The organism is Streptomyces sp. NBC_01775, from assembly GCF_035917675.1.
Taxonomy (GTDB): Bacteria; Actinomycetota; Actinomycetes; order Streptomycetales; family Streptomycetaceae; genus Streptomyces.
This window is the reverse complement of record NZ_CP109104.1, coordinates 1482413-1498919: the sequence shown is the minus strand read 5'-3', so window position 1 is coordinate 1498919 and position 16507 is coordinate 1482413. Positions and strand designations below refer to the sequence as shown.

The following is a 16507-nucleotide window of genomic DNA, read 5'->3' as shown; positions in this document are numbered from 1 at the left end:
ACAAAGAGAGGCAGAGCCACGCTCATGTTCCAGTACGACAGGATCAAGGAAGTAAGCCGCGGCAGCAGACGGCGCAGGCGCGCGGTGGTGGCCGCGGCAGCCGCCACCGCGTGCGCGGCGGCCGTCGCCGTCGTACCGCTCTCGCGGGCCGCCGAGCCCGGCACCGGCTCCGGCGCCGGAAAGGCCAAGTCCGCCTACGCGCGCGTCGCCCAGGCGGGCGCCACGCTGCCGTTCACCTCGCTGGAGGCGGAGGACGCCGCGAGCGAAGGCCAGAAGATCGGGCCCGACCACACCCAGGGCACCGTGGCCTCCGAGTCCTCCGGCAGGCAGGCGGTCAAGCTGGGCGCGGGCCAGGGGGTGGAGTTCACCCTGCCCTCGGCGGCCAACGCCGTGAACGTCGCCTACAGCGTGCCCGACGGCCGCAGCGGCTCCCTCGCGGTGTACGTCAACGGCGAGAAGACCGACAAGAAGCTCGCCCTCACCTCCAAGTACAGCTATGTCGACACCCCCTGGATCACCGGGTCCAAGACGCACCACCTGCTCGACAACGCCCGCGTCGCGCTCGGCAAGGACCTCAAGCAGGGCGACAAGGTGCGGCTGGAGGCCGACGGCGAGACCACGCTCGACGTCGCCGACTTCGAGCAGATCAGCGGCCCGGCCCAGCGGCCCGAGGGCTCCGTCTCCGTCGTCGACAAGGGCGCCGACCCCAGCGGCGAGGGCGACTCCACCCAGGCGTTCCGCCAGGCCGTCGCGGATGCCGAGGGCGGCACCGTCTGGATCCCCGAGGGCGACTTCAAGCTGACCTCGGAGCTGAGCGGCGTGCAGAACGTGACGCTCCGGGGCGCCGGAAGCTGGTACTCGGAGGTGCACAGCTCCCGCTTCATCGACCAGCAGTCCTCCTCCGGCAAGGTCCACCTGAAGGACTTCGCGGTCCTCGGCGAGGTCACCGAGCGCGTCGACAGCAACCCCGACAACTTCGTCAACGGCGCCCTCGGCCCCGACTCGTCGGTCTCCGGGATGTGGCTTCAGCACCTCAAGGTCGGCCTGTGGCTGATGGGCGACAACGACAACCTCACCGTCAGCGGCAATCGCTTCCTGGACATGACGGCCGACGGCCTCAACCTCAACGGAGGCGCCAAGAACATCACCGTCAGCGACAACTTCCTGCGCAACACCGGGGACGACGCCCTGGCCATGTGGTCGCTGAACACCACCAACTCCTCCAGCACCTTCAAGAACAACACCGTCACCCAGCCCAACCTGGCCAACGGCATCGCCATCTACGGCGGCCGGGACATCACGGTCAGCGACAACCTGGTGCTGGACACCAACGCGCTCGGCAGCGGCATCGCGCTGTCCAACCAGAAGTTCGCCGAGCCGTTCTTCCCGCTCGCCGGGACGGTCAAGGCCGACGGGAACGCCCTGGTGCGCACCGGCGCGATGAACCCCAACTGGCAGCATCCGATGGGCGCGCTGCGCGTCGACTCCTACGACTCCGCCATCGAGGCGCAGGTCAGCATCACCGACACCACGGCCGCCGACAGTCCCTACAGCGTCTTCGAGCTCGTCTCGGGCGGCGGCGCCGGGCACCCCGTGAAGAACGTGACCGTGGACGGCGCCACGATCGAGAAGGCTGGCACCGTGGCCGTCCAGGCCGAGACCCCGGGGTCGGCCAGGTTCAGCGGCGTCAAGGCCACCGGCGTCGGCGTCACCGGCGTCTACAACTGCCCCTTCCCGAAGGGCAGCGGCACCTTCACCGTCGAGGACGGCGGCGGCAACTCGGGCTGGGACGGCCTGTGGGAGAACTGCGACAGCTGGCCGAAGCGCGGCTCGGCGGACTGACACCCCCACCAGCTCGAACCGACGCCACCCACCGGCCTGAGAGGTGCCCCCGGCCTGCCGGGGGCACCTGCAGACTCGCAGCATCCGGCTCACGGCATCAGATTCGCAGCATCCGGTTCACCGCATGGCTCACAGCACCAGGCTCGCCGTCTGGATCAGGCCCAGCGCGATCACCGAGGCGCCCGAGACGGTGACCGTCACCGTCTTCAGCGTCCCTCTGGTCGTCTGCCCGAGCAGCGTCTGCAACAGCCAGAAGGTGTTGCTCGTCGCGTGGATCGCGAACAGGGAACCGGCCCCGGCCGCCAGCGCGATCAACACCGGCTGCACATCCAGCTGCGGCGCCACCGGGGCCAGGATGCCGGCGGCGGTGATCGCCGAGGTGGTGACCGAGCCGATCGCCATGTGCAGCACGGCGGCGATCAGCCACACCAGCGCCAGCGGTGCCCAGGTGCTCGCCGAGAACGAGTCCTTGACGAGATCGCCCAGCCCCACGGCCTCCACCATGGCGGCCAGCGAACCGCCCACCCCGGTCAGCACCAGGATCTGGCCGCTCGTACGGAAACCCTGCCCGAACGTCTCGCCGACCCCGCCGGCCGGCAGGCTGCGACGGGCCACCAGGCAGGCGAGGATCAGGCCCGTCAGCAGCCCGATGACCGGGTTGCCCAGAAACGTGACCACCGGGGAGCGCCACCCGGCGACCTCGGCGAAGGCACCGGTGGCGATCATCACGAGCGCCAGCAGCAGCGGCGCGAGGGACAGCGCCAGGGGAGGGGTGGCGACGGCATCGGCCGCCTCCTCGCTGTCCGCCTCCGGCTGCGGGGCCGCTTCTTCCGGCGCCTGGGCGCTCTCGTCCCGCTCCGGGTTCCAGAAGCCCCGCTTGATCAGGGCGCTGAAGAGCAGCAGCGTCAAGACGATCGTCACGGCGGCCAGCGGGAAGCCGTACAGCAGCATGATGCCCAGCGGTATGTGCAGCAGCCCTGCGAGGGCGAGCGCGCCGATGCCGGGCACCGCCAGGGCGATGCCCACCTCCACCCCCAGCGCCATGGCCGCCGCCATGCGCGCGACGCCGTGCGGGCCGATCCTCGTGCCCAGGGAGCGGGCCAGCGGCGCGGTCATCACCAGCAGCACGTCGGCGTAGATCGACTGGAGCACCGTGCCCATCGTCACGGCGAAGGAGTAGGGCAGCCGCCGGGGTCCGAGCACCCGCAGCAGCAGGGTCACCAGCTTCTCGATCGCGCCGAGCGCGGAGAGCAGCTGGCCCAGCAGCACGCCGAGGACGATGAGCAGGCCCACCTCGGCCATGAGGTTCCCGAAGCCCTTGTTGACGGTCTCCAGGGTGCGCTCGACGCCGAGCCCGCCCGCCAGACCGAGGTACACGGCGCCGAGCACCAGCGCGAGGGCCGGATTGACCTTCGCCTTGAGGATGAGCAGGACCACCGCCGCGATGGCGGTGGCCGTATGCACCAGAGGTGCCGCGTTTCCCATCGTTCTTCTCCTGTCGGGCCTGACGAGTGCTGTTCGTCCGCAGCCGGGTCATCGTCGCTGCGTACCGGCCCCTGGCGGAATCCGTGTCTCACGATGTGACCCCCGTGGGCGCTGTTGTGGCATCCCCCTCAGATGAGGGATGTCGCCCGGCGCGCGTCCCGCAGAGGATTGCGGCGATTCGTCCCGGACACCGCGAGGAGGCGTCAGTGCCGTCAACCAGGGAGCACCCGATACCGGAGTGGGAAGCACCCCCGCAGGAGGCGGTCGCCGGGCTCATGGAGCATGTGCGCGGACAGGTGCTGCGCCCGCAGGACCGCGCATACGACACCGAACTCGCCGGGTACAACCGGATATCCGGCCATCGTCCGGCGCTCATCGTCGTCGCCCTGAGTGACGAACACGTCCGGGTCGCCGTCGAGTTCGCCCGCGCCTGGGGGCTGCCCGTCGGCGTGCAGGCCACCGGCCACGGGCCCGCCGCCGACACCGCCGGGGGCCTGCTCCTCAGCACCCGCCACATGCGCTCCGTCAGCGTCGACCCGGTCTCCAGGACGGCCCGCGCCGCCGCCGGTGCCCAGTGGCACCAGGTCATCGCCTCGGCGGCCCATCACGGGCTGGCGCCGCTCAACGGCTCCTCGCCGACAGCGGGAGTGGTCGGCTACACCCTGGGCGGCGGGCTCGGGCTCATGGTGCGCAAGTACGGCTACGCCGCCGACCACGTGAGCCGGATCGAGGTCGTCACGGCGGACGGGGAGCACCGCACGGTGACCCCGACGCAGGACCCCGGGCTGTTCTGGGCGCTGCGCGGCGGCAAGGGCAACTTCGGCGTGGTCACGGCCCTGGAGTTCGGGCTCGTGCCCGTACCCCGGCTGTACGGCGGCGGCCTGTTCTACCCGGGGGAGCTGGCGGCCGAGGCCGTGCACCTGTGGCGGGGCTGGACCCGCACGCTGCCCGAGGAGATGACCTCCTCGCTGGCCCTGCTGCGGCTGCCCGACGTCCCCGAGACGCCCGAACCGCTGCGCGGCCGGCTCACCGTCCATGTGCGCGTGGCCTACGCGGGCCCGCCGGACGAGGGCGCGCGGCTCGTCGAACCGCTGCGCACGACGCTGACGCCGATGCTGGACACCGTCGCGGACATCCCGTACACCGCCGTCGGCGACATCCACATGGACCCCGAGGGGCCGCAGGAGTACCACCAGAACTCGCTCATGCTCGCCGACCTGAGCTTCGACGCGGCCCAGCAGTTGCTCGCCCTGGCCGGCCACGGCGCCGCCTGCGACGACTACGTCGTGGAGCTGCGGCACCTCGGCGGCGCCGCCGGACGCGCCCCCGCCCAGCCGAGCGCGGTGGGGCACCGCGACGCGGGCTTCGCGCTCACCACCATCTCGCCGCCCGCGGCCCCCGGCGAGCGGCGGCCCGAGCCGCTGACGGACGCGATGGCGCCGTGGGGCACCGGGCTCAAGTACGCCAACTTCCTTGCCGGGTCCGACACGGCGGACTGCGTGCCCGCGGCCTACGACAGCGCGACCTACACCCGGCTCGCGCAGGTCAAGGCGGCCTACGACCCGCACAACGTCTTCCGCCTCAACCACAACATCCCCCCGGCCCCGGCCCCTTCCGACTGACTCTCCCGCTCTCACCAGGACGAGGACTCTCACATGACAGCCAACTCCCCGGCGCCGGCCCCCATGCAGGGGTCTCCAGGCGCCATGCTCAGTGCCCGCTCCACCGGCGTCCGGCTGGGGGCGCTGTTCGGCCCCGCGATCTTCGGCGTCACCGCGGCGGGCGTCGCCCTGCCTAACGTCGCCGCCGCCCTGCACGCCACCCCCGCGGGCGCGGCCTGGGTGCTGACCGCGCACGCCCTCGCGCTCGGCGTCGGCACCGCCCTGTCCGGGCGCCTGTCCGACACCTGGGGCATCAAGACCACGCTCCTCGCCGGGACGATCGCGCTGCTGCTGGGAACCGTGCTCTGCCTGACGGCGCCCAACCTGGGCACGCTGGTCGCTGGCCGGTTCGTCCTGGCGGCGGGCTCCGGCGCGATGTCCTCCAGCGCGCTCGCGCTCGCCGCGTCCTCCGAACCCGCCGCGCGTCCGAGAATCCTGGCGATCTTCGGCGCCACCATGGCGATCTTCTCCGCCGGAGCGACCCTCGCAGGCGGGCTGGTCACCGACTGGATCCACTGGCGGGGCGCCCTCGTGCTGCCCGCGCTCTCGGTGCTGGCCGTGCCCTTCTGCCTGCGGATGGCCGCGGCGCGCCCCGGCTCGGGCAAGGCGCCCGACCTGACCGGAGCGGCGCTGCTGACCGTCACCGCCGCCTCCTTGCTCCTCCTGGTCCAGTCCTCCGCGCTGGAGCTGGGCACCGCGCTCACCCTGCTGCTCGCCGCGCTGCTGGTGCTGTCCGCAGCCGGGCTCGCGCTGCGCGTCGTGCGCAAGGCCGACGGCTTCGTCCCGCGCGAACTGGCCACCAACGGCGCCTTCCTGCGCGCCTCGCTCGTCGGCGCCGGGGTCTACGCGGGACTGTTCGGCGCCATGTACGCGGTGCCGCAGGCGCTGGTGGGCGGACACGGCTGGAGCGTGCTCTCGGTCGGCGCCTGGCTGCTGCCCGGAGCGGCCGTGGGCGCCGTCGCCTCGCGCGCCGCGTCCCGGTTCACCGCCGGCAGCGGCGGCAACAGGCTGCTGGCGGGCACGGCGGGAGCCGCCGCGCTGGTGCTGGGACTGGTCGGAGTGCTGCCGGGCGGGCCCGCGTTGATCGTCACCGGCGCCTCGCTCGGCTTCGCCTCCTTCGCCGTCACCCAGGTGGTCACCACCGGGCTGATGTCCGGTCTGATCCCCCCGATGCGGCGCGGCGGCGCGATCGCGCTGCTGAACCTCACCTTCTTCGTGGGCGGCGGCGTCGGATCGGCGCTGGCGGGCGCGCTCGCCAAGAACTACGCGCTGACCACCGTGCTGGGATTCATCGCCCTGCTGCCCCTGCTGGGCGCCGTGGTCGCGCTGACCCTGCCCCGCCCGGCCCAGCAGCCCCCCGCTCAGCAGCCTCCGACGCAGCAGCAGCCGGGGCAGCAACACCCCGGGCAGCAGCAGTCGGGACAACAGCCGGGCCAGCAGCCCCCGGCGCCGCAGCAGGCCGCCGGACGATAGCCCGACGGCAGGCCGCCGGACGATAGCCCGACGAAAACCCACGAATAGGCGCGGCGGCCACCATGGCCAGCGGCACGGCAAGCACAAGCGGCCCACCGGAAGGACTCAGCACCATGGACGCGGACGCGGCAGCGGACTTCGACAGCCATGTGCGCAAGTCGCTGGCCTGGCACTTCGATCCGGGGACAGGGTCGGCGTTCTGGCTCGGCAAGCGGCAGAGCCTGGGCTTCGACCCGGTCGCCGACATCCAGGGAGCCGACGGCCTGGTGCGGTTCCCCGATCTGAGCGCCGAACTGCGCACCGTCCCCGTACGGGACCTCATTCCCCGGGGACTGGCCGACCGGCACTTCCGCGTCCACGAGTCGGGCGGCACCACCGGCGCGCCCGCGCGCGTCGTGGCGGGCGAGGGGCGGCTGCACATGCTGCGCTGGGCCCGCGAGGTGCTGCTGGCGGGCGGGCTGCCCCCGGCCGGGGACTGGCTCTGTCTGGGGCCGAGCGGACCGCACATAGTGGGCGCCGACGTCCAGCGGCACGCCGCCATGGGAGGCGGGCTGTGCCACACCGTCGACCTGGACCCGCGCTGGGTCAAACGCGCCGTCACCCAGGGGCGCGGCGACCTGGCCGACGCCTACGTCCAGCACCTGCTCGACCAGGCGGAGACCGTGCTGGAATCCCAGCACATCGAGGTACTCAGCACGACACCGCCGCTCCTGGAGAGCCTGTGCGGGCGCCCCGCGCTCCTGGAGCGCGTCCGGCGGAGCGTGCGCGCCATCATCTGGAGCGGCACCTCGGCCTCGCCCGAGACCCTGCGCCAGCTCGACGAGGTCTACTTCCCCGAAGCGCGGCTCATCGGGGTCTACGGCAACACGCTGATGGGCCTGGCGCCCCAGCGGCCACCGGCCCCGGGCGACACCCACGCCTGCGTCTTCGAGACGCACCCGGACACCACGCTGGTCGAACCCGTGGACGAGGCGGGCGCCGTGGTGCCGTACGGGGAGCGGGGCCGGGTGCGGCTCCACCTGGTCAGCGAGGAGATGTTCCTGCCGAACGTGCTGGAGCGCGACACCGCCGTCCGCGTCCGGGCTGCCCCGGGCGCCCGGCGCGACGGGCTGGCCGACCTCCGGCCCCACCGTGAGGCCGGGGCCCGCGACATCGTCGAGGGGGTCTACTGATGACCGGCGAAGACCCCGTCGTCATCGACCCGCTGGTGGCCGGCGATGTCCTGGCCAGCGCCGATCGGACCACGCTGAGCGGCGTCCACGGCAAGGCGCTCGCCGATGTCGGACTGGCCCCCCGGCTGATGGCCCAGAGCGCGGTCAACGCCCTCCGCGCCGCGGCGACCGGCGAGGCGCCCGACCCCGCGCTCTTCCGCCGGGCGGCCAAGCTGCTCGCCGAGGGCACCCTCGGCGACGAGACCCCGGAGGACTACACCCGGCGGGTCGCGCTGAGCACCGGGCTCGCGGTCTCCGCCGTGCGCAACGCCCTCGGTGAACTCGCGGCCGAACTGAGGGAGTTGGCGCAGACGACGGCGGCCGAGCTGCCGGGCGGCGACCTGGGCGGGGGGTTCCGCACCCGCTGGGTGCCCCGGGGCAGGATCTTCGCCGCCGTCATGGCCAGCAACCACCCGGCCCCGCACGGCGCCTGGGCGCAGGCGCTGTTCCACGGCTACAGCGTGCTGGTGCGCCCCGGCGGCCGGGACCCCTGGACGCCCAGGAGACTGGCCGCCGCACTCCTGGCCGCCGGACTGCCCGCCGGGCGCCTCGCCCTGCTGCCCAGCGCGCACCAGGTGGGCGAATTCCTGCTCGACGCCGCCGACCTGGGCATCGTCTACGGCGGCGAGAGCGCCGTCGGACGCTGGCGCGGGCACACCACCATGGCCGTACGCGGACCGGGCCGGGCCAAGGCTCTGCTGGACGTCCAGCTGACCGACGACGTCCTCGAACACCTCGCCCACACCGTCGCCTTCGACGGCGGCACCCGCTGCACCAATGTGTCCGTGCTGCTGACGAGCGGGCCCGTGGCCCAGGCCGCCGACAAGCTGGCCGAGCGGCTCGGCGCGCTGCCCGCGCTGCCGGTGACGGACCCGGCCGCCGTGTTGCCGGTGACGGGCCGGGAGCGCGCCGGGCAGCTCGCCGCGCAGGTCGAGCGGCTGGCCGGCGGGCTGACCGACCACAGCGCGCGGTTCGATGCCCGCCCCCTCGCGGTCGAGCTGGCGGACGGCTCGTACTGCCCGCGCCCCGTGGTCCTCTCGGCGGCCGGCCACGACCATCCCTCCGTCGGTGCCGAACTGCCGTTCCCCTTCGTGATCGTCGCTCCGTGGGAGCCGGCGGACGGCACGGCGCCGCTGCGCGACTCGCTGGCCCTCAACCTCCTGACGGACCGGCCAGGGCTGCTGGCCGGCGCGGTGGGCGAGCCCAGCGTCCGCAAGGTGACCACGGGCACCGTGCCGCCCTGGAGCACCGCACCGGGCATCCCGCACGACGGCAGCTTCACGGGCTTCCTGCTGGAGCCCAAGGGCGTCGTCGGCGAGCACCTTCAGTGAAGACCACCGGAACGGGGAGCGATATGAGACGACGCGACATGGTGAAGGCCACCACTGGCATCGCGGCGGGCGTCACGCTGACGGGCGCCGCCGGGGCCGTGATGGTCTCGGCCGACGGATCGCCCGGCGAGGAGCAGGCGGTCAAGAGCGCGGCGGCCCCGGCGCACAAGGAGAAGTACCGGGGCAGGACCATCGAGGTCACCGGCCACGAGGGCGCCGAGGCCGTCCGGATAGACGGCCGGGAACTGCACCTGATGAAGCTGGGCGAGGGCGCCTACCTCAGCTCCATGTGCCACTACGGCTTCGCCGCCAGCCCGCTGCTCGCGGCCCGCAGGGCGGTCGAGGAACTGCGCGGCGCCGACCTCCTGCCCCTCGGCCACAGCGAATCCCACCCCGGCGGCTCCGGCCGGGGCCACGGCGGCCGGCAGCATGGAAGACAGGGGAAGAGCGCGTGACGCACATACGGAAGAACCACCTGGACCTGACGGCCGAGGAAAAACGCAGATTCGTGGCCGCCGTCAAGGAGATCAAACGCCGCGGGACATACGACGAACTCGTCCGGATCCATATCCTGATCAATTCCGCCGACTACATCGACAAGGACACCGGAAAGAGGTTCGGGCACATCAATCCCGGGTTCTTTCCCTGGCACCGCCAATACCTGCTGCGTTTCGAGTCCGCGCTGCGCCGCGTCGACCCCCGCGTCACCCTGCCCTACTGGGACTGGACCACCGACCAGGGAGCCGACTCCCCGCTGTGGGACGAGGAGTTCATGGGCGGCAACGGGCGGCCCGGCGACCGGCGCGTGATGACCGGGCCCTTCGCCCGGGACAACGGCTGGGTCCTGCGCAACAGCGTGGTGCCCGTCGGCGACGAACACCCCTCCTTGAACGGCCACTACACCCAGGACGACCGCGACTTCCTCGTCCGCGAACTGGGCTCGCTCATTCCCGCCCTGCCCACGCCCAAGGAACTGTCCGACACGATGGCGCTGACCGTCTACGACTGCCCGCCGTGGAACTACACCTCCGGCTCGGAGGCGCCGTACGACAGCTTCCGCAACCACCTGGAGGGCTACGCCAAGTTCTCCTGGGAGGCCAACCTGGGCAAGCTGCACGGCGCCGGGCACACCTGGATCGGCGGCCACATGCTCTACATCGGCTCGCCCAACGACCCCGTCTTCTTCCTGCACCACTGCTTCATCGACAAGATCTGGGCCGACTGGCAGCGGCTGCACCCCGGTGTCCCGCACTACCTGCCCGCCGACGACACCGCCGACGTGCCCTCGCTGCGGACCAAGCTGCCGCCCTGGCGCACCATGGCCCCGGCGGACCTGCTCGACCACACGAAGTTCTACCGCTACGCCGGCTGAAGCGCAGCCCTGTCCGGGCCGCGGGCCCGCGAGTGCGCCCCGTATCCCGGAAGTACGTGATGTGCCCGCCCTCCCCGAACGGAGAGGCTGAAGCCCTACGCGGTGAGGCCACTCGCCGTCGACTTGGGAGGGGCACATGGGGGGAACGCAATTCCGCGTCCTGGGGCCGCTGGAGGTCGAACACGCGGGTGATGCCGTCCGCGTGGGCGGGCTCCGGCAGCGGATCTTGCTGACGCTGCTCGCCCTGGAGGCCGACCGGGCCGTGCCCGTCCCGCGGCTCATCGACGGGATCTGGGGCGAGCGGCCCCCGGCCTCGGCCAAGGGGCAGGTGTGGATCTGCGTCTCGGGTCTGCGCAGACGGCTGGCCGAGACCGGCGCGGGCGAGGTGGTGGAGACCCGCCCCTCCGGCTACGCGCTGCGCGCCGGCCGCGACGCGCTGGACCTGCTGCGCTTCCGCGACCTGGTGGCACACGGCCGCCACGCCGCGCGCGAGGGCCGCGCCGAGGAAGCCGTCGGGCTGCTGCGCGCCGGAGCCGAACAGTGGCGCGGGCCCGTCGGCGCCGGGCTGGACAGCGCGCTGCTCGACTCGGCCGCCGTGCGGCTGGAGGAGGAGCGCGTCGCCGCCGCGGAGGAGTGCTTCGACCTGGAACTCGGCCTCGGCCGGCACCACGGCATCGTCGGGGAGCTGATGGGCCACGTCGCCGAGCACCCCTTCCGCGAGCGGCTGTGCGCCCAGCTCATGCTCGCGCTCTACCACTCGGGCCGCCGCGCCGACGCGCTGCGGGTCTACCGCGACGTGCGGGTGCGCTACACCGACGAACTCGGCCTCGAACCCGGCGAAAAACTCCGCGCGCTGGAGTGCGCCATTCTCGGCGAACGCACCGTACGCCCAATTCCCCTTATACGTACCGGAAATGCGATAGGTGCCCGAAAGCGGGTCGATAGAACCCCGTCGCATGCTCACAGCACATCGGTTCCCGTTCTGGAGCAGGAGAAGGAATGGCAAACGAACTGAACACGCCGTTCGGCCGCAGGCTGCGGCTCCGGCGCCTCTACGGCGGTGACTCCCAGCGGCTGCTGATCGTGCCCCTGGACCACTCCGTGACCGACGGGCCGGTGACAGGCGGCAGCCGGCTCGACGACCTCGTCGGGCAGCTCGCCGCGAGCCAGGTGGACGGGGTGGTGCTCCACAAGGGCAGCCTCCGCCACGTGCGCCCCGGGCTCTTCCGCGAGACCTCGCTGATCGTCCACCTCAGCGCCAGCACCGTGCACGCCTCGGACCCGAACGCCAAGTACCTGGTGGCCACGGTCGAGGAGAGCCTGCGGCTGGGCGCGGACGCGGTGAGCGTCCATGTGAACCTCGGCGCGCTGGAGGAACGGCAGCAGATCTCGGACATGGCGGCCGTCGCCGAGGCGTGCGACCGCTGGAACATGCCGCTGCTGGCGATGATGTACCCGCGCGGCCCCAAGATCGACAACCCCCGCGACCCGGAGCTGGTGGCGCACGCCGTCAGCCTCGCCGCGGACCTGGGCGCCGACCTGGTGAAGACCATGTACGTCGGCTCCGTCGAGGAGATGCGGGATCTGACCCGCGCCGCACCGCTGCCCGTCATCGCCGTGGGCGGCCCGCGCGTCGCCGACGACAGCCAGGTCGTCGCCTATGTGGAAGAGGTGCTGGCCGGCGGCGCCGCGGGCGTGGCCATGGGCCGCAACATCTTCCAGGCGCCCGACCCGGGGGCGATCGCCGCCAAGCTCGCCTCCCTCATCCACGCCGACTGTGTACCCGTGACCCCAACCGTCCGTACGCCCGAAGGAGTTCTTTCATGAAGCTGAGCTGGCTGGACATACGCGGCCTCGGCGAGCTCAAGGAGGCCGTCCTCCAAGAGGCCCTGCACTACCGGATGGAGGGGATCGTCGCGGACGACGCCGCCGACCTGGCGGGCCTGCCCCCGACCCTGAGCAAGATCCTCTTCCCGGCCGGCACCACGCTGCCCGAGGACTTCGGCGAGGCCACGGTCGTCATCGTCGACCCCGTCCGGCACGGCATCACCCCGGCCGAACTGGCGGTACGCCACCCGGAGGTGGAGTTCGGCCGCTTCGTGGAGATCGTCGACGCGCCCACGCTGGAGGAGGCGTGCGACGCGGCCAGGACCGAGAGCTGGAGCGTGCTGCTCTTCCGCGACCCGACGAAGATCCCGCTGGAGATCGTCATCGCCGCCGCAGCGCGCTCCACCGGCAGCCTGGTCACCATCGCCCAGGACGTGGAGGAAGCGGAGATCATCTTCGGGGTGCTGGAACACGGCTCCGACGGCGTGATGATGGCCCCCGCGCGCGTCGGCGACGCCGCCAAGCTGAAGGCGGCGGCGCAGTCCGAGGTGCCGGACTTGAACCTGACCGAGCTGGAGGTCGTCAAGACCGAGCACATCGGCATGGGGGAGCGGGCCTGCGTCGACACCTGCACCCACTTCCGTGAGGACGAGGGCATCCTGGTCGGCTCCACCTCCAAGGGCATGGTGCTGTGCGTCAGCGAGACCCACCCGCTGCCGTACATGCCCACCCGCCCCTTCCGGGTCAACGCCGGCGCCATCCACTCCTACACGCTCTCCAAGGACGAGCGCACCAACTACCTGAGCGAGCTTCAGGCGGGCAGCAAGGTGATGGCCGTCGACATCAAGGGCGGCACCCGCATGGTGACCGTCGGCCGCGTCAAGATCGAGTCCCGGCCGCTGATCTCCGTCGACGCGGTCGCACCCGGCGGCCAGCGGGTCAACCTGATCCTCCAGGACGACTGGCACGTGCGGGTGCTCGGCCCCGGCGGCAGCGTGCTCAACAGCACCGAACTCAAGCCCGGGGACCGCGTGCTGGGCTACCTGCCCAGCGAGGACCGGCACGTGGGGTACCCCATCGACGAGTTCTGCATCGAGAAGTGACCCCGTGACCGGTACGGAGCACCCACCGGTGTTCGACGCCCACGCCCATCTCCCCGGAGCCGAGGGAGCCACCGAACGGCTCCTGGAGGTGATGGACAGCAGCGGCATCGCCCGTGCCGTCGTCGTGGCGGGCGGGGCGGTCGATCCCGACCGCCTCTCCCGCCAGATCATCGAGGGCGGCCACGTCGAGACGGACGCCGACAACGGCGCCGTGCTCAAGGGGTGCGCCCGCTCCGGCGGCCGGCTCGTGCCGTTCTTCTTCGCGAACCCGCACCGCTCGGGCGCGGACTACCGGGCCGCCGACGAGCGCTTCAGCGGCCTGAAGCTGGCACCCTCCGTACACGGAGTCGGCCTCCTCGACGCGCGGACCACCGCGCTCGTCGAGGAGGCCGGCGCCAAGGGCCACGGCGTCTATCTGCACTGCCTCCAGCGCCCCGGCTTCGGCGTGGCCGAACTCGCCCGGCTGGCCGGTGAGTTCCCCGCCGTCACCTTCGTGCTCGGCCACGGCGGGGTCGGCGACATGGACCTCTACGGCATCGACCTGATCCGGCCCAGGCCCAACGTGCTCTTCGAGACCTCCGGCTGCTTCAGCGTCGTCGTCCGGGCCGCGCTGGACCGGCTGGGGAGCGAGCGGGTGCTCCTGGGCACCGAATACCCGCTCCAGCACCCGGCCGTCGAACTCGCCAAATACCGGGCACTGAACCTGTCCGACGAGGTGTGGCACCGCGTGACCTGGCAGAACACCTGCCGACTCATAGGAGACAACGCCCGTGAACACCCTTGATACGAGCGCCCCATCGCTGGCCCTGCCGCCCCCGCTCGGGGCGTGGGAGTCGGTCGATGACCTGTACCGGTTCCAGGACGCGCGGCTGCCCGCCGCGCTCGACCTCGCCCGGCGCTCCCCGTTCAACCGCCCCCGCCTCGCGGGCGCGGGACGCTGGGAGACGGCCGCCGACCTCGACTCGGTGCCGCTGACCACCAAGCAGGACCTGCGCGAGCAATACCCCTGGGGGATGCTGGCCATCGCGCGCCGCGGCCTGGCCACGTACCACGAGTCCAGCGGCACCTCCGGCGAGCCCACGCCCTCCTTCTTCTCCGAGCGGGACTGGCACGACGTCACCGACCGCTTCTCCCGCCACGCCGTCGGCCTCAACTGCGACGACACCGTCCTGGTGCGGACGCCCTACGCGATGCTGACCACCGCGCACCAGGCGCACCAGGCAGCGCGGAGCCGGGGCGCGACCGTCGTCCCCGCCGACAACCGCTCGCTGGTGATGCCCTACGCCCGCGTCGTACGGGCGCTGCACGACCTCGATGTCACCGTCGCCTGGTGCCTGCCCAGCGAGGCCCTCCTGTGGGTGGCCGCCGCACGCGAGGCGGGCTACCGCCCCGAGCGGGACTTCCCCGCGCTGCGGGCCTTCCTCGTGGCGGGCGAGCCGCTGAGCGAGGCCCGGCGCGCGCGGATCAGCGAACTGTGGGGCGGCGTCCCCGTCCACCAGGACTACGGCTCGACCGAGACCGGCAGCCTGGCGGGGGAATGCGCGTACGGGCGGCTCCACCTGTGGGCGGACCGGTTCCTCGCCCAGGTCTACGACCCGGAGAGCGGCGGCACGGCGCGCGAGGGGCGGGGCCGGCTCACCATCACCACGCTCTACCGCGAGGCCATGCCGCTGGTCCGCTACGACCTGGAGGACACCGTCGAGATCTCCTCGGCCGCGTGCCCCTGCGGCTGGCAGCTGCCGACCGTGCGCGTGGCGGGACGCTCCGGCGACGGGTACCCGGTCGCCGGCCGGCGGGTGACCCCGCACGAGCTGGAGGAGCACGTCTTCCGCCTCCCGGCCGAGCACGGCGTGCTGTTCTGGCGCGCCCGGGTGCGCCCCGACGCGATCGAGGCCGAGATCGAGACGGCCGAGGGCCGGGGCGCGCCGGCAGCCGCGGCGCTGACCCGCTCCCTGCGCCACGGGCTCGGCGTCCCCGCGCGGATCCGGAGCCTGCCCCCGGGCGGCCTCGTCTCCCGGGACCTGCTGCGCCGCGGGCACGAGTTCGTCAAGCCACGCACCGTCTTCGGCGCGGACGAGGACTGGGACCGCGCCGTCCACTACTACTGACCTCACGGGAGAGGCGTATGCCAACCGTCACCGCCCCACTGGACAAGGTCCCCGCCTACGCGGCGCCCAAGGCAGGGGCCGCGCTGGAGCCGACCGTCATCAGCCGCCGCGAGCCCGGCGCCCACGACGTGCTGATCGAGATCCGCTACACCGGGATCTGCCACAGCGACATCGACCAGGTACGCGGCGACTGGGGGCAGGGCATCTACCCGATGGTCCCCGGCCATGAGATCGCGGGCGTCGTCACGGCGGCGGGCGAGGGCGTCACGCGCCACGCCGTGGGCGACCGGGTGGGCGTCGGCTGCTACGTCGACTCCTGCGGAAGCTGCGTGAACTGCGCGGCGGGCGCCGAGCAGTTCTGCGCGCGCGGCATGACCTCGACGTACAACGCCATAGGCGCCGACGGAGAGCCGACCCGGGGCGGCTACAGCACGCACATCGTCGTGAACGAGAACCACGTGCTGCGGATACCCGACAGCATCCCCCTCCACCGCGCCGCCCCGCTGCTGTGCGCCGGCGTCACCGTGTACGCGCCCCTGCGGCGCTGGCGGGTGACGCGGGGCACCCGCGTCGCGATCGTCGGCATGGGCGGCCTCGGCCATCTGGGCATCCGGCTGGCACGGGCGATGGGCGCCGAGGTGACGCTGCTGAGCGGCAGCCCCCGCAAGCAGGACGACGCGCGGCGGCTGGGCGCCCACCACTTCCACACCCTGCCGGGGCCCGAGGCGTTCACCGCGCTGGCCGGCTCCTACGACCTGATCCTCAACACGGCGCCGGTGGGCGTCGACCAGGACGCCCATCTGTCCCTGCTGGCCGTCGACGGCGTGCTGGTCCACCTGGGCATCGCGGACGCGCCCGCCAGCGTGGGCCCCTTCTCCCTGGTGTACGGCAGGAAGGTGGTCGCCGGATCCATGATCGGCGGCCTGCGGGAGACCCAGGAGACGCTGGACTTCTGCGGCGCGGCGGAAATCGGCGCCGAGGTGGAGCTCGTCGACGCGGCACGGGTGAACGAGGCGTTCGCCAAGGTGGTGGCCGGTGAGGTCCGCTACCGCTTCGTCATCGACGCGGCCACGTTCTGAAGGGGCTACCTTCTG

13 protein-coding genes and 1 pseudogene are annotated in these 16507 nt (G+C 72.5%); 13 read left to right on the top strand and 1 reads right to left on the bottom strand.

Annotated elements, in window-relative coordinates:
• Positions 1–24: 24 nt before the first annotated feature.
• Positions 25–2036, top strand: a pseudogene (locus tag OHB04_RS06925) (glycosyl hydrolase family 28-related protein).
• Here the strand turns inward: OHB04_RS06925 and OHB04_RS06920 are convergent.
• On the bottom strand, positions 1972–3327 hold the full coding sequence (locus OHB04_RS06920) for a GntP family permease (protein WP_326807041.1): 1356 nt from the start codon (positions 3325–3327) through the stop codon (positions 1972–1974). The pseudogene OHB04_RS06925 and the gene OHB04_RS06920 overlap by 65 nt on opposite strands.
• A 206-nt stretch (positions 3328–3533) precedes the next feature.
• Here OHB04_RS06920 and OHB04_RS06915 point away from each other — a divergent pair, with 206 nt between their 5' ends.
• The 12 genes from OHB04_RS06915 (at position 3534) to OHB04_RS06860 (ending at position 16492) form a co-directional block, all read left to right on the top strand.
• Entirely contained in the window at positions 3534–4949 is a 1416-nt protein-coding gene (locus OHB04_RS06915; RefSeq protein ID WP_326807040.1) for an FAD-binding oxidoreductase, read from the top strand.
• A gap of 33 nt (positions 4950–4982) precedes the next feature.
• Positions 4983–6461, top strand: a complete 1479-nt coding sequence (locus OHB04_RS06910) for an MFS transporter (protein ID WP_326807039.1) — start codon at positions 4983–4985, stop codon at positions 6459–6461.
• A 113-nt stretch (positions 6462–6574) separates the two neighbouring features.
• Positions 6575–7633, top strand: a complete 1059-nt coding sequence (locus tag OHB04_RS06905) for a phenazine biosynthesis protein (protein WP_326807038.1) — start codon at positions 6575–6577, stop codon at positions 7631–7633.
• Complete coding sequence (locus OHB04_RS06900) at positions 7633–9003, top strand: aldehyde dehydrogenase family protein (RefSeq protein ID WP_326807037.1); 1371 nt, start codon at positions 7633–7635, stop codon at positions 9001–9003. The genes OHB04_RS06905 and OHB04_RS06900 overlap by 1 nt, the downstream gene beginning before the upstream one ends.
• A gap of 23 nt (positions 9004–9026) precedes the next feature.
• On the top strand, positions 9027–9458 hold the full coding sequence (locus OHB04_RS06895) for a tyrosinase family oxidase copper chaperone (RefSeq protein ID WP_326807036.1): 432 nt from the start codon (positions 9027–9029) through the stop codon (positions 9456–9458).
• Positions 9455–10375 carry a tyrosinase family protein gene (locus OHB04_RS06890; protein ID WP_326686799.1) on the top strand — a complete coding sequence of 307 codons (921 nt, stop codon included), beginning with the start codon at positions 9455–9457 and terminating at the stop codon, positions 10373–10375. Before OHB04_RS06895 ends, OHB04_RS06890 begins: the two co-directional genes overlap by 4 nt.
• Positions 10376–10511: 136 nt before the next feature.
• Complete coding sequence (locus tag OHB04_RS06885) at positions 10512–11390, top strand: AfsR/SARP family transcriptional regulator (RefSeq protein ID WP_326807035.1); 879 nt, start codon at positions 10512–10514, stop codon at positions 11388–11390.
• Positions 11375–12202 carry a 2-amino-3,7-dideoxy-D-threo-hept-6-ulosonate synthase gene (locus tag OHB04_RS06880; RefSeq protein WP_326686797.1) on the top strand — a complete coding sequence of 276 codons (828 nt, stop codon included), beginning with the start codon at positions 11375–11377 and terminating at the stop codon, positions 12200–12202. The genes OHB04_RS06885 and OHB04_RS06880 overlap by 16 nt, the downstream gene beginning before the upstream one ends.
• Positions 12199–13305 (top strand): 3-dehydroquinate synthase II, encoded by a 1107-nt coding sequence (locus OHB04_RS06875; protein WP_326686796.1) that lies wholly within the window; start codon positions 12199–12201, stop codon positions 13303–13305. The genes OHB04_RS06880 and OHB04_RS06875 overlap by 4 nt, the downstream gene beginning before the upstream one ends.
• 4 nt (positions 13306–13309) lie before the next feature.
• Complete coding sequence (locus tag OHB04_RS06870; RefSeq protein ID WP_326686795.1) at positions 13310–14089, top strand: amidohydrolase family protein; 780 nt, start codon at positions 13310–13312, stop codon at positions 14087–14089.
• Positions 14076–15413 (top strand): phenylacetate--CoA ligase family protein, encoded by a 1338-nt coding sequence (locus OHB04_RS06865; protein WP_326686794.1) that lies wholly within the window; start codon positions 14076–14078, stop codon positions 15411–15413. The genes OHB04_RS06870 and OHB04_RS06865 overlap by 14 nt, the downstream gene beginning before the upstream one ends.
• A 17-nt stretch (positions 15414–15430) precedes the next feature.
• Positions 15431–16492 carry an NAD(P)-dependent alcohol dehydrogenase gene (locus tag OHB04_RS06860; RefSeq protein WP_326686793.1) on the top strand — a complete coding sequence of 354 codons (1062 nt, stop codon included), beginning with the start codon at positions 15431–15433 and terminating at the stop codon, positions 16490–16492.
• Positions 16493–16507: the final 15 nt, after the last annotated feature.

What these genes read in the sequence shown, in the direction of transcription:
- OHB04_RS06920 (WP_326807041.1), bottom strand. Translation starts at nt 3,327, where the DNA reads ATGGGAAACGCGGCACCTCTGGTGCATACGGCCACCGCCATCGCGGCG.
- OHB04_RS06895 (WP_326807036.1), top strand. Translation starts at nt 9,027, where the DNA reads ATGAGACGACGCGACATGGTGAAGGCCACCACTGGCATCGCGGCGGGC.
- OHB04_RS06880 (WP_326686797.1), top strand. Translation starts at nt 11,375, where the DNA reads ATGGCAAACGAACTGAACACGCCGTTCGGCCGCAGGCTGCGGCTCCGG.
- OHB04_RS06900 (WP_326807037.1), top strand. Translation starts at nt 7,633, where the DNA reads ATGACCGGCGAAGACCCCGTCGTCATCGACCCGCTGGTGGCCGGCGAT.
- OHB04_RS06910 (WP_326807039.1), top strand. Translation starts at nt 4,983, where the DNA reads ATGACAGCCAACTCCCCGGCGCCGGCCCCCATGCAGGGGTCTCCAGGC.
- OHB04_RS06860 (WP_326686793.1), top strand. Translation starts at nt 15,431, where the DNA reads ATGCCAACCGTCACCGCCCCACTGGACAAGGTCCCCGCCTACGCGGCG.
- OHB04_RS06885 (WP_326807035.1), top strand. Translation starts at nt 10,512, where the DNA reads ATGGGGGGAACGCAATTCCGCGTCCTGGGGCCGCTGGAGGTCGAACAC.
- OHB04_RS06905 (WP_326807038.1), top strand. Translation starts at nt 6,575, where the DNA reads ATGGACGCGGACGCGGCAGCGGACTTCGACAGCCATGTGCGCAAGTCG.
- OHB04_RS06875 (WP_326686796.1), top strand. Translation starts at nt 12,199, where the DNA reads ATGAAGCTGAGCTGGCTGGACATACGCGGCCTCGGCGAGCTCAAGGAG.